Raw genomic sequence first — 12,811 nt, forward strand, 5'->3', positions numbered from 1 at the left:
CGCACGAACGCTCCAGGGAGACGCATGCCCGCCACCTACCCGACAGTCGTTCCCTCCCTCCGAGGCAGGATCGGTCGAGACGCCCGCAGCGGCTACCACGCCGCGCCTCGCCGCTACCGGCTCCACCTGGCATCGACCTGTCCGCACTGCCTCCGGATCGCGATCACACACCGCCTCCTCGGGCTGGGCGACTCCCTTCCCGTGGTGGCACTGCCCGCCGTTCCCGACGGGCCGGACGGCGGACACCTGGCCCTGCGCCCGCTGTACGAGGCGAGTGCGCACCGTCATCCCGGACCGGCGAAGGCCCCGGTGCTCAGCGACGACTGGACCGGACGGATCGTCAGTACGCACCCTGCGGACATCCTCAGCGACCTGGTCCGGCAGTTCGGCGGCGCCCTCGGCGCCGCGCTCCACCCGCCCGGTTCGGATGCCGAGATCCACGCCGTGGGGCGGCTCTGCGATCGGAGTATCACCGCGGCCGCCCAGCTGGCCGGCCGGTCCGACACCGACTGCGCGACGCGCAAGGGGGCACTGCAGGCGCTCCACCGGGGACTGGACTCGGTCGAACGCGTTCTGACCCTCCGGCCCCATGTGCTGGGCGACGAGTTGACGGCGGCCGACGTCCACCTCTGGGTGGCGCTCCTGCAACTCGACACCGTCCATCGCCGGCACCTGGACGCCGGCGCGGTGCACCGCATCACCGACCACCCGCACCTGTGGGCATACTTCCACCGTCTCGCGGAGCATCCTGCGTTCGTCGCGCACCTCGATCCGAACGTCGCTGACGTGCGGCACCATTGACGGAGTCCGCCGCGTGGGGAAACTTCGTCGGCCGCTCGCACGGCGGCGCGCACCGGCACCTCGATGGCGACCCCGCACAGGGCCGGAGCCGCCTCGGAGCTCGAGGTGACGGTGCTGCACGGGGGAACGGCCGTCGAGGGGCTCGCCCGGCGCGGACACGGCGACCGCCCCGTACGCGCCGAAGGCGGACGTCAGCGACAGTGAATGTCGGCCACGCACAGCGCGGCCCCCCCCGATCAGAAGCGGCGGTCGCCCACACATTCCCGCAATGAAGGGTTCACGCGGCACCGGGAATCGGCGCCGTCGGACCCGGGTTGGCCCAGTCATGACTGTAGGAGTGGCCATCGACGCGGCGAACGCCGCCAACCAGATCGACGCCAGTGTGCGACTCGCCGGGGAGGCGGCAGAAGCCGGGCTGCGGTCGGTCTGGTTCGGCCAGACCTTCGGCGCCGACTCACCCCAGCTCGCCGCGCTCGTCGGACGCGAGGTACCGGACCTCCACGTGGGTACGTCCGCGATCCCCGTCTTCGGACGTCACCCGCTCACCGTCGCCGGCCAGGCCCTCACGGCTCAGGCGGCCACGCACGGCCGGTACCACCTCGGACTCGCCCTCGGCACCGCGCTGCTCACGGAGCGCGGCTTCGGCATCCCCCACGAGCGGCCCGTCCGCCGACTGCGTGAGTTCCTCACCGTCGTACGGCAGGTGACCGACACCGGCACGGCCGACTTCCACGGAGAGTTGCTCACCGCGACCACGCCGGTGCCCGCACGGGTGCCGGGAGCGGACACCGGAGTTCCGCTCCTGGTCGCAGCGATGGGGCCGCTGGCGCTGAGGGCGAGCGGCGAACTCGCGGACGGGATCCTCCCCTACCTGGCCGGCCCCCGAGCGCTCGCCGAGCACATCGTCCCGGCCGTCACCGCGGCGGCCGAGGCGGCGGGCCGTCCGGCACCGCGCATCGTCGCGCTCGTGCCCGGCGTCGTCACCGACGACGCGGCCGCGGCGCGCGAGAAGGCGGGTGAACTACTCGCCTTCTACGAGCAGTTCCCGTCCTACGCACGCGTCATCGAACTCTCCGGTGGACGGCGGGCGGTCGACATCGCGGCGATCGGCGACGAGGCGGCCGTCGCCGCCGAAGTCCAGCGATACCGGGACGCCGGGGCGACGGAGGTGGTGTTCACCACGACAGACATTGCGGGCGACGCCGACCGGCGCCGCACCTGGGAGTTCCTCGGCGGCGTGCGGTAACCGGACGTCCCGTCGGAAACGTGGTGCTCGGGTTCAGGGCCATGGGTATGCGTGCGGCGGCTCATTGTTGAGCGATCGCTGCGCACGCGTGGTGTCCGACCGCACGTTCGGCTGCCAAGACGGGTGTGTCCACCTGGTGGGCGCACCCTTGCTTGCGACGGGCCGTACGCACGAAGCTCATCCCTACTAAGTCAATAGGAAACATAGGGAATGGTGGGTGGGCGTGGGGACGCCGGAGTTCTGGATGCGTGTCGGCCGCGAACTCGGGGACGACCTCGCGACGGATGCGCTCGACCGCGACCGGGCGGGCAAGCCGCCGTACGACGAGGTGGCGCGCTTGCGCGACGCCGGCCTGCCGGCGGCCCTCGTGCCGCCCGACGCGGTCGGCGGGGGCATGGACTGGGCGGACGCCTGCGCCATCGTCCGCCGGATCGCTGCCGCGGACGGCTCGATGGGCGAACTGCTGGGCCGGCACCACGTGCTGTCCTGGAGCGCCCGGTTCTTCGCCGCCCCGGAACGCGTCACCCGGCTGGAGGCCCGCGCCGTGCGCGAACAGTGGCTGTGGGCCGGCGACACCGGCACGACCGGTGCGGCCGCGCCGTCCCGCCTCGGCGACGACGGCACCCGTCTCGTCCTCACCCCTGCCTCCGGAGGCTTCCTGCTCAACGGGGAGCGAACCCTGGCCACCGCGGTCGACGTGGCCGACCGGCTCGTCCTCGACGCGGTCTGCGCCACCACCGGCGAATCCCTCGTCGTTCTGGCCGACCCCCGCCGACCGGGCGTCGGCCGCACCTCGCTGCCCGACCGGTTCGGCCAGCGGCTCACCGGGGCGGGAACGGTCCGCTTCGACGACGTACCGATCGGCGCGGACGACGTCCTGGGGAGCGCCGCGCGCGACGAGGACGCGGCCGTACTCTTCGCCACCGTCGCTCCGCTCGCGCTCCGGCTCATGCTCGCCCATGTGGCTCTGGGCGTGGCCGAGGGAGCCCTGGCGGAGGCGCGGGACCTCAGCCGCGCGGCTTCCCACGCCCGGCCGAGAGGCAGCGAGCAGAACCTCCTCGCCACGCCTCCGGACGCCGACCTGCTGCTGGGCTTCGGCGAACTCGCCCTCGCCGTCCACAGCGCGTCGGCGGTCGTCGGTCGCGCCACTGCCGCCATGGCGGAAACCCTCCGGGCGGGCCGGGCACTGGACGCCGAACGGCGGGCGGACACCGCCGCCCTCGTGGCAGCCGCTGAAGCCGTCACCGTCAGGGCGGCCCTGCTCACCGGAGAGGGGGTGCTGGAACTGGCCGACGCCGACGGACTCGACCGGTTCTGGCGCAACATCCGGGTCCTGGCGGGCCGCGGACCCGCCGGCCCCACCCTGCGCGCGATCGGAGACCACTTCCTCCACGGCGAGGGCGCCTTGTCGGCGCGCTGGATGTGAGGCGCGGACGCCCGGCGGCACGGGACTGTCGACCCGCACCTCTCGGCCGACGAAGTCCGTTCCGGCATACGGTCACTGGTTGACGAGAGGGACGATGTACTGCTGAATTGGTCGTATGACCGCCCAGCAGCGCTTGGTGACGCGCGATCACATCGACTTCGGTCGGGTGTGGTCCGCAGCGTGTCGCGGCTGATGCGGCAGCGGGCCCTCTGACCGGCCCCTTCCTCCCTCGGTGATCTCGGTCGCGAGCTGATTTCTCCCTTCTCGCGCGCTGCCGCAGCACCACTTCCGCCGACGCCGGGCGTCGGCACACTCGCTTTCCTCGCCGTCCTGACGGCTCCTCACCCCTGCCTCGACACCGGCCATGCGAACGACCGAGGTCGCGTGCCGTCGCACACCCCGCGCTTCTTCCAGGAAGGCACTCACTCGTGTCCTCAGCCCTCTCGACCCCACTGCACCTCGCCGTCGCCCTGGACGCCACCGGTTGGCATCCGGCCTCCTGGCGGGAGCCCGCCGCCCGCCCCCGGGACCTGTTCACCGCCGGCTACTGGGCCGATCTGGTCACCGAGGCCGAGCGAGGGCTGCTCGACTTCGTGACCCTCGAGGACGGCCTCGGCCCGCAGTCCTCCCACTTCCTCGACCCGGACGACCGCACCGACCAGGTCCGCGGCCGCCTGGACGCCGTCCAGACCGCCTCCCGCGTCGCGCCCCTCACCCGGCACATCGGACTGGTCCCGACCGCGGTCGTCACCCACACGGAGCCCTTCCACCTCTCCAAGGCGATCGCCACCCTCGACCACGTCAGCAACGGCCGGGCCGGCCTGCGCGTACAGATCACCGCGCGCCCGAACGAGGCCGCGCACTTCGGCCGCCGCACCGTCCCCCGCATCGACGCCTACGACAGCCCGTCCGCGCAGAAGGTGGTGACCGACCTCTTCGACGAGGCCGCCGACTACGTGGAGGTCGTCCGTCGCCTCTGGGACAGCTGGGAGGACGACGCGGAGATCCGGGACGTCGCCACCGGCCGGTTCATCGACCGGGACAAGCTGCACTACATCGACTTCGAAGGCCGACACTTCAGCGTCAGGGGTCCGTCCATCACACCCCGCCCGCCGCAGGGCCAGCCCGTGGTCAGCGCTCTCGCCCACCAGAGCGTGCCGTACCGGCTGGTGGCCCGACAGAGCGACATCGGGTACGTCACTCCGCACGACGCCGGGCAGGCCCGCGCGATCGTCGCGGAGATCCGCGCCGAGCAGGAAGCGGCCGGCCGCGCCGGTCAGCGGCTGCACGTCTTCGCCGATCTCGTGGTCTTCCTCGACGACGACCCCGACGCCGCGGCAGCCCGGCGCGAGCGCCTCGACGCCCTCGCGGGCGAGCCGTACACCAGCGACGCCCACGTCTTCACCGGCACCCCCGCCCAACTCGCCGATCTCCTCCAGGAGTGGCGGTCGGCCGGTCTCACCGGCTACCGGCTTCGTCCCGCCGTCCTGGGCCACGACCTCCCGCTGATCACCCGGGGTCTGGTCCCCGAACTCCAGCGCCGGCGGGCCTTCCGCCTCGCCTACGAGGCCGACACCCTGCGCGGGCTGCTCGGCCTGGTCAGGCCCATCAACCGCTACGCCGCCTGATCCGGAAGGACACACCCGTCGTGAGCAAACCGTTGAAGCAGATCCACCTGGCCGCCCACTTCCCGGGCGTCAACAACACCACCGTGTGGAGCGACCCGGAGGCCGGAAGCCACATCGAGTTCAGTTCGTTCGTGCACTTCGCGCAGACCGCGGAACGCGCCAGGTTCGACTTCCTGTTCCTCGCCGAAGGGCTCAGGCTGCGCGAACAGGGCGGCAGGATCTACGACCTGGACGTCGTCGGCCGCCCCGACACCTTCACCGTCCTGGCCGCGCTCGCGGCCGTCACCGAGCACCTCGGGCTGACCGGCACCATCAACTCCACCTTCAACGAGCCCTACGAGGTCGCCCGGCAGTTCGCCACCCTCGACCACCTCTCCGGCGGCCGCTCCGCCTGGAACGTGGTCACCTCCTGGGACGCCTTCACCGGCGAGAACTTCCGTCGCGGCGGCTTCCTCAGGCAAGAGGAGCGCTACAGCCGCGCCCAGGAGTTCCTCGCCACCGCGAACGAGCTCTTCGACTCCTGGCACGGCGACGAGATCGTCGCCGACCAGGTCACCGGCACCTTCCTGCGGGACGCGAAGGCCGGTTCCTTCGTCCACACGGGCCGGCACTTCGACATCCACGGCCGGTTCAATGTCCCACGCTCCCCGCAGGGGCGCCCGGTCGTCTTCCAGGCGGGCGACTCCGAGGAGGGCCGCGAGTTCGCCGCCGCCGGCGCCGACGCGATCTTCGGCCGGCACGCCACCCTGGAGGCGGGCCAGGCGTTCTACACCGACGTCAAGGGGCGCCTCGCCAAGTACCACCGCCGCCCCGACGAGCTCCTCATCCTGCCCGCCGCGACCTTCGTGCTGGGCGACACCGACGAGGAGGCGGAGGAGCGGGCACAGGAGGTGCGCCGCCGGCAGGTCAGCGGCGCCACCGCCCTCAGGCACCTGGAGTTCGTCTGGAACCGGGACCTGTCGTCGTACGACCCGGACGGGCCGCTTCCCGCCATCGACCCGGACGTCGGTGAACGTCACATCGCCGAGGGCCGGGCCCAGGTCCGCATGTACCGTGACCCCCTGGCCACCGCCCGCGAGTGGCGCGAGCTCGCCGCGGCCAACAACTGGTCCATCCGTGACCTCGTCATCCACACCGGCAACCGCCAGAACTTCGTGGGCTCGCCGGCGACCGTCGCCAGGACCATCAACCACTTCGTGCAGGCCGACGCGTCCGACGGCTTCATCCTCGTCCCTCACGTCACACCCGGCGGCCTGGACGTCTTCGCCGACCAGGTGGTCCCCCTCCTCCAGGAACGGGGCGTCTTCCGCACGGAGTACGAGGGCCCGACCCTGCGGCACCAGCTCGGCCTCGCCCACCCCGACGACGTACGCCACGAGCAGCCGGCGGCGTCATGAGCTTCCCGCTCCCCGACTCTCCGTTCCCCCGGGGCCCCGTGCTCCCGTCGCCCTCCGTCACGCAGGAGCCCGCCCGTGCCTGACATACCCCTCGGTGTCCTCGACCTGGTGCCCGTCTCCTCCGGCTCGACGGCCGCCGAAGCCCTGCGCAACTCCATCGACCTGGCCCAGCAGGCCGAGCGCTTCGGCTACGCACGCCACTGGTTCGCCGAACACCACCTCAACCCCGGCGTCGCGGGTACCTCCCCGGCGGTCGTCCTCGCCCTGACCGCCGCCGCGACCTCCACCATCCGGCTCGGCTCCGGCGCCGTACAGCTGGGCCACCGCACCGCGCTGTCCACGGTCGAGGAGTTCGGCCTGATCGACGCGCTGCACCCGGGGCGGCTCGACCTGGGCCTGGGCCGTTCGGGCGGCGGCCCGCCCCGACGGTCCGCCACCGCGCCTGTGGCCGCCACTCCCGTCGTGGACGGCCGCGCTCCGAACGGCCTCCTCATCCCGCCCCGCTTCTCCTTCGAACACCTCCTCGACTCGCCCAGGATCGCCCTGCAGCGTGCCCTGCTCCTGCCGCCCGGCGCCGAACCACAGGACTACGCGGAGCAGATCGACACCATCCTCGCCCTCTTCGCCGGCACCTACCGCTCCCCGGAGGGCATCGAGGCACATGTCGTACCGGGTGAAGGAGCCGACGTCGAGGTGTGGATCCTGGGCAGCAGCGGCGGGCAGAGTGCCGAGACGGCCGGCGCCCGCGGTCTGCGCTTCGCAGCGAACTACCACGTCAGCCCGGCCACCGTGCTGGAGGCCGTGGACGGCTACCGCGCCTTCTTCCAGCCCTCGGAGTACCTCGACAAGCCCTATGTGAGCGTCTCCGCGGACGTCGTGGTCGCCGAGGACGACGCCACCGCCCGCGAACGCGCCGCCGGCTACGGCCTGTGGGTCCGCAGCATCCGCAGCGCCGAGGGCGCCATCGAGTATCCGACACCGCAGCAGGCCCGCGACCGTACCTGGACCGACGACGACCGGGCCCTGGTGCAGGACCGGCTCGACACCCGGCTGGTCGGCACGCCGGGCCGGGTGGCCGACCTCCTGGAGCAGCTCCAGGAAGCCACGGGCGCCGACGAGTTGCTCATCACGACGATCACCCACGACCACGCGGACCGGGTCCGCTCCTACGAACTGCTCGCGCGTGAATGGCACCGCCGGGGTCACTGGGCCCCACCGTCGGACACATGACCCGTGGCCCGCGTCCGGCCGGCCATCACCTGCGCACCGCCGTACTGCCCCGCCCCACCGCGTACTCCTGGAAGGTTCACCCACCATGGCCACCGTCCTCTCCGTCTCCGGAAGCCCTTCCGCCACCTCCCGCACCGCCCGCCTGCTGCGCCACCTGGACAAGCGGCTCGTCGCACAGGGGCACGAGGTGATCCCGCTCGACGTCCGCACCCTCCCCGCTGACGCGCTGCTCGGAGCCGATTTCCGGCACCCGGCGATCGTCGAGGCCACCGCCCTGTTCGCCCGGGCGGACGGGGTCGTGATCGGCACGCCCGTCTACAAGGCCGCCTACTCCGGACTGCTGAAGTCGCTGCTCGACCTGCTCCCGCAGTACGCGCTGACGGGCAAGACCGTGCTCCCCCTGGCCACCGGTGGCAGCACCGCCCACGTCCTGGCCATCGACTACGCCCTGCGCCCCGTGCTGAGCTCCATGGGCGCCGCGCACATCGTCCCCGGCTGGTTCACGCTCGACAAGGAGATCACCGGGAGCGACGACGGCGCACTGGTCCTCGCGCCGAGCGCGGCCGAACCCCTGGCGCAGGTGACGGACGCGTTCTCCGCCGCGCTGGGCGGCCGCACGACGCTGCTGGCGGCCACTGGATGAGTGCCCCGTGCGCCCCGTGCGTGATCGCCGTGGGCGTTCACCACACACCGTTTCGCGTGCGTCCCTGATCGGAGACCCGAGTGTCCCTCACGTTCCACTGGTTCCTGCCGACCAACGGCGACAGCCGCCACGTCGTCGGCGGAGGTCACGGCACCCCCGCCACGGCGTCCGGCCGGGACCGGCCGCCCACCGTCGCCTACCTCACCCAGATCGCCCGCGCCGCCGAGGACCTCGGCTTCGTCGGCGCGCTCACCCCGACCGGCGCCTGGTGCGAGGACGCGTGGCTGACCACCGCCATGGTCAGCCAGAACACCGAGCGCCTGAAGTTCCTGGTCGCCTTCCGGCCGGGTTTCGTCTCGCCGACCCTGGCCGCCCAGATGGCGTCCACCTTTCAGAGACAGACCGGCGGACGGCTCCTGCTGAACGTGGTCACGGGCGGCGAGAGCCACGAGCAGCGGGCGTACGGCGACTTCCTCGACAAGGACGCCCGGTACCGCCGCACCGGTGAGTTCCTGGAGGTCGTACGCGGGTTGTGGGAGGGCCGGACCGTCGGCCTGAGCGGTGAGCACATCCGGGTCGAGGACGCCCGGCTCGTCCGCCTGCCCGACCCCGTACCCGAGGTGTACTTCGGTGGCTCTTCCCCCGCCGCCGGCCAGGTCGCGGCGCGCCACGCGGACGTCTACCTCACCTGGGGCGAGCCGCCCGCCGCCGTCGCCGAAAAGATCGCCTGGATCAGATCGTCGGCCGACCGGGAGGGCCGCGACATCCGCTTCGGCATCCGCCTCCACGTCATCACCCGAGACACCTCCGAGCAGGCGTGGGCCGAGGCGAGCCGGCTCCTCGAAGGCTTCGACACGGGGACCGTACGCACCGTGCAGGCCGGACTCGCCCGAAGCGAGTCCGAGGGGCAGCGGCGCATGATGGAGCTGCATGGCGGGAGCCGGGAGAACCTGGAGGTCCACCCCAATCTGTGGGCCGGGATCGGGCTGGTGCGAGGCGGTGCGGGCACCGCTCTGGTCGGCAGTCACGACGAGGTCGCCGCGCGGATCGCCGAGTACCACCGACTCGGCATCGACGAGTTCGTCCTCTCCGGCTATCCGCACCTGGAGGAGGCGTACTGGTTCGGTGAGGGCGTCCTGCCGAGGCTTCGGGCGCAGGGACTGTGGACCCACCCGCTCCGCCCGGCCGACACCGCCCCGTGCCCGGCCCCACGGCCCGCTTCGTGCCGCCGCCCGTGAGGAACCCCAAGCCGACCTGCTCCGCAGATCACCGGCCTCAGCGTCTGCCGTTACGCCACGGCGAACCGTCTCCCGCGTGGCCGAGCCGCTCAGGGCAGCGGTGTCCCACCGGTCGCGTTGAGGATCTCCGCGGTGACGTAGCCCGCCTCCTGGGAGGCGAGATAGACGTACGCCGGTGCCAGCTCGGCCGGCTGAGCGGGACGGCCCAGCGGACTCTGCTTGCCGAACTCGGCCGTGTCCGGCAGCGTGGCCGGGATCAGCGGTGTCCACACCGGGCCGGGCGCCACGGCGTTCACCCGGATGCCGCGCTCGGCGACCATCTGGGCGAGCCCCTGGGTGAACGTCACGATCGCGCCCTTGGTCATCGCGTAGTCCAGCAGGTGCGGACTGGGCTTGTACGCCTGGACCGAGGTGGTGTTGATGACGCTGCCGCCGGCGGGGATGTGCGGCAGCGAGAACTTGGTCAGCCAGAACATGCCGTAAAGGTTGGTCCGCATCACCCGGTCGAACTGCTCCGTCGGGATCGCCTCGATCCCGTCGGGCTGTGCCATCTGGTAGGCCGCGTTGTTCACCAGTACGTCGATGCCGCCGAACTCCGCCCCCGCCCGGTCGACGAGCGCCCGGCACTCGCCCTCCTCACGGATGTCGCAGGACACGGCCACGGCCTTCTGCCCGGCCTCCTCCACGAGACGGCACGTCTGTCGGGCCTCGTCCTCCTCCTGCTCCAGGTACGTGAAGAGCACGTCGGCGCCCTCGCGGGCGAAGGCCAGGGCCACCGCGCGGCCGATGCCGCTGTCACCGCCCGTGATGACGGTCCTGCGGCCCTTCAGCCGGCCCGACCCGCGGTACGTGTCCTCACCGTGGTCGGGCGGCGGGTCCATCGGTCCGCTCCAGCCGGGGTGCGGCTGGTCCTGCGCGGGGAAGTCGGGGCGGGGGTACCGGTCGGTCGGGTCCTGCTGGTCACGCTGGTCGTCCGGCACGTCGGCCTCCTGTGTCTCGCTGTGTGTCGTACGGCGGCGGTCGCTCCGACCGTGTTCCCCGGTCGGAGCGACCGAAAGACACCGGGCACGCTCGGTGTGCCCGCCTTGCGGGCAGGTGCGAGACTTGCCGTGTTCGGGGCACAGGGAGGTGCCCTCCGGCCAAGGACGGGCGGATCGGATCATGCGAGGAGAGCAACCCGGCGGAGCCGGTAGGTCCGTGCGCGACCCCGGGACGGTCGATGTTCCGCAAGCGCCCGGCACCTGACAGCGAGGAGCTGCTGCACAGACTCGCGACGCTGACCACACGTGCGCGGGAGCTCGCCGAGCTGCGACGCTCGCAGGTGGAACTGGCCATCGCCCTGCAACGCGACATGCTTCCCGCCGATCTGCCCGTGGTCCCCGGCTTCCACCTCGCCGCCCGGTACGCGCCCGCCTACGCCGGACTCAACGTGGGCGGCGACTGGTACGACGCCTTCAGGCTCCCCGACGGCACGGTCGGCCTCTCGGTCGGTGACGTACAGGGCCACGCCATCGACGCGGCGGCGTTCATGGGGCAGGTGCGGGCCGGCCTGCGCGCCCTCGCCTCGGTGGCGGGCGAGCCCGGCGACCTCCTCTCACGTACGAACGATCTGGTCCTCTCCCTGGGCAAGGACCTCTTCGCCACCTGCACCTTCATGCGGTTCGACCCGGCCACCGGAGTGATGGAGAGCGCCCGGGCCGGACACATCCCCTGCATCTGGGCCACGGCCGACGGGAAGGCGGGGGTGTCCGACGACGAAGGGGGGCCGCCGCTGGGCGTCGTGGGCGGCGCCGAGTACCCGGTCACCCGGTACCGGCTGGCGCTGGGTGGATTCTTCGTCCTGCTCACCGACGGCGTGGTGGAAGGACCCGCGCTGAGCGTCGACGAGGGCCTGCGGAGAGTCGTTCGGCTGGCGGGCATCGCGGCCGTCTCCGGCACGGACGCACCCACCCTCGCGGCGGCCGTGCTGAAGAACGCCGAGCTGGTGGGACACGACGACGACGCGGCCGTACTGGTCGTGGGACACGACGCGCGCACCGTTCCCCCATAGGGCGGCGTCCGGGGTGGCTTCCGCCTCGCCGACGGGGCGCGGGCGGTGTCTGATGACTGGTGTGGTGGGTATTCGCGCGTGGCCCCGGCCGGTCGTCCTCGCTCTCGGGGTGCTGCTCGTCGCCGCCTGCTACTACGCGGCGGGACGGCTCGGGCTCATGCAGCAGCTCGTCGCGGAAGGGTCCGTGGTCACCCCCCTCTGGCCGCCCACCGGTCTGGCGGTGGCCTGTCTGCTGCTGTTCGGGCCGGCGTGCGTGCCGGGCATCGCCGTCGGCGCCCTGCTGGTCGTCGCCTCCATCACCCCTCCGGGGCCGGCCACCGTCGGTGTCGTGGTCGGCAACACGGCCGCCCCGCTGTGCGCCTTCCTGATGCTGCGCGCCGTGGGCTTCCGCACGGACCTGGCCCGCATCCGCGACGGTGTGGCACTCGTCTTCCTCGGGGCGCTGGCCGCCATGCTGATCAGTTCGGGAGCGGGCGTCGGCATGCTCGCGCTCGCGGGCAAGCTGCCCGCGGGGGACGTCTGGTTCGTCTGGCTGGCCTGGTGGGTGGGCGACGCCATGGGCGTCGTCATCGTCACGCCGCTGCTGCTCCTGCTGTACCGCCTGTACCGCGCGCGCCGGGCGCCGCCGCCCGGCCGGTGGGGCGAGGCCGCTGTACTCGTCGTGGCCGCGGGTGCAGTGGTGCCGCTGGCCGTGTACAGCCGGGTCAGCATGCTGTTCCTGGTGTATCCGCTGCTGATCTGGGCCGCGCTCCGCTTCCAGCTGGCGGGCAGCATGCCGTGCGCCCTCTTCGCCTCCGTCATGGCGACCGTGGCGGCCGGCGACCACGCGGGCTCCTTCGGGCGGCTGACCGACGTCGAGGTGATGGTGAAGCTGCAGGCCTTCAACGGCACCATGGCGCTCACCGCGCTGCTGCTCTCCTCCGTGATCAGTGAGCAGCTGCACACCCGGCGCTCGGTGGAGCGCGCCTGTCAGGAACTGGTCGAAGCGCTGCAACACCTGAGCGCCGGAACACCCCCGGGCGCACCCCGGCCCAGTGAGGGCGGGAAGACCGGCGGGACGGGGGAGTAGACGGTCCCCGGGCGGCCCCGGCCCGGGGTAGCCTCAGTATGTGACGCAGATCTCACGGAAAAGTCGGAGCGTCGGGAATCGGC

At 72.4% G+C, this 12,811-nt stretch carries 11 protein-coding genes and 1 pseudogene; 11 read left to right on the plus strand and 1 reads right to left on the minus strand.

What is annotated here, in order from left to right:
- Positions 1-24: 24 nt before the first annotated feature.
- From ACIGO6_RS08920 to ACIGO6_RS08960, 9 genes and pseudogenes are all read left to right on the plus strand, one after another.
- Positions 25-798 (plus strand): annotated as a pseudogene (locus tag ACIGO6_RS08920) (glutathione S-transferase C-terminal domain-containing protein); the annotation flags it as partial.
- A gap of 66 nt (positions 799-864) precedes the next feature.
- A complete protein-coding gene (locus tag ACIGO6_RS08925; protein WP_399873292.1) occupies positions 865-1,005 on the plus strand; it encodes a hypothetical protein in 141 nt (46 codons plus the stop codon).
- 121 nt (positions 1,006-1,126) lie between these two features.
- A complete protein-coding gene (locus tag ACIGO6_RS08930) occupies positions 1,127-2,047 on the plus strand; it encodes a TIGR03564 family F420-dependent LLM class oxidoreductase (RefSeq protein ID WP_399873294.1) in 921 nt (306 codons plus the stop codon).
- Positions 2,048-2,270: 223 nt separating this feature from the next.
- On the plus strand, positions 2,271-3,473 hold the full coding sequence (locus ACIGO6_RS08935) for an acyl-CoA dehydrogenase family protein (RefSeq protein ID WP_399873296.1): 1,203 nt from the start codon (positions 2,271-2,273) through the stop codon (positions 3,471-3,473).
- Between the two features lie 428 nt (positions 3,474-3,901).
- Positions 3,902-5,101, plus strand: a complete 1,200-nt coding sequence (locus ACIGO6_RS08940) for an LLM class flavin-dependent oxidoreductase (RefSeq protein WP_399873299.1) — start codon at positions 3,902-3,904, stop codon at positions 5,099-5,101.
- A gap of 20 nt (positions 5,102-5,121) precedes the next feature.
- Entirely contained in the window at positions 5,122-6,498 is a 1,377-nt protein-coding gene (locus tag ACIGO6_RS08945; protein ID WP_399873301.1) for an NtaA/DmoA family FMN-dependent monooxygenase, read from the plus strand.
- Positions 6,499-6,573: 75 nt separating this feature from the next.
- Positions 6,574-7,728 carry an LLM class flavin-dependent oxidoreductase gene (locus ACIGO6_RS08950; RefSeq protein WP_399873304.1) on the plus strand — a complete coding sequence of 385 codons (1,155 nt, stop codon included), beginning with the start codon at positions 6,574-6,576 and terminating at the stop codon, positions 7,726-7,728.
- A gap of 85 nt (positions 7,729-7,813) precedes the next feature.
- Positions 7,814-8,371 carry an NADPH-dependent FMN reductase gene (gene ssuE, locus ACIGO6_RS08955; protein ID WP_399873306.1) on the plus strand — a complete coding sequence of 186 codons (558 nt, stop codon included), beginning with the start codon at positions 7,814-7,816 and terminating at the stop codon, positions 8,369-8,371.
- Positions 8,372-8,451: 80 nt separating this feature from the next.
- A complete protein-coding gene (locus tag ACIGO6_RS08960; RefSeq protein WP_399873309.1) occupies positions 8,452-9,609 on the plus strand; it encodes an LLM class flavin-dependent oxidoreductase in 1,158 nt (385 codons plus the stop codon).
- Positions 9,610-9,698: 89 nt separating this feature from the next.
- On the opposite strand, the gene ACIGO6_RS08965 is transcribed toward ACIGO6_RS08960, so the two are convergent.
- The gene (locus ACIGO6_RS08965; RefSeq protein WP_399873312.1) at positions 9,699-10,589 is read right to left on the minus strand and encodes an SDR family oxidoreductase; all 891 of its coding nucleotides are present in this window, start codon (positions 10,587-10,589) and stop codon (positions 9,699-9,701) included.
- A gap of 239 nt (positions 10,590-10,828) precedes the next feature.
- On the opposite strand from ACIGO6_RS08965, the gene ACIGO6_RS08970 reads away from it, so the two are divergent.
- Positions 10,829-11,659, plus strand: coding sequence for a PP2C family protein-serine/threonine phosphatase (locus ACIGO6_RS08970; protein ID WP_399873314.1), 831 nt, complete (start codon positions 10,829-10,831; stop codon positions 11,657-11,659).
- A gap of 52 nt (positions 11,660-11,711) precedes the next feature.
- Positions 11,712-12,728 (plus strand): MASE1 domain-containing protein, encoded by a 1,017-nt coding sequence (locus tag ACIGO6_RS08975; protein ID WP_399873315.1) that lies wholly within the window; start codon positions 11,712-11,714, stop codon positions 12,726-12,728.
- Positions 12,729-12,811 lie beyond the last annotated feature (83 nt).

Source organism: Streptomyces sp. NPDC053750 (genome assembly GCF_044544295.1).
Classification (GTDB): domain Bacteria; phylum Actinomycetota; class Actinomycetes; order Streptomycetales; family Streptomycetaceae; genus Streptomyces.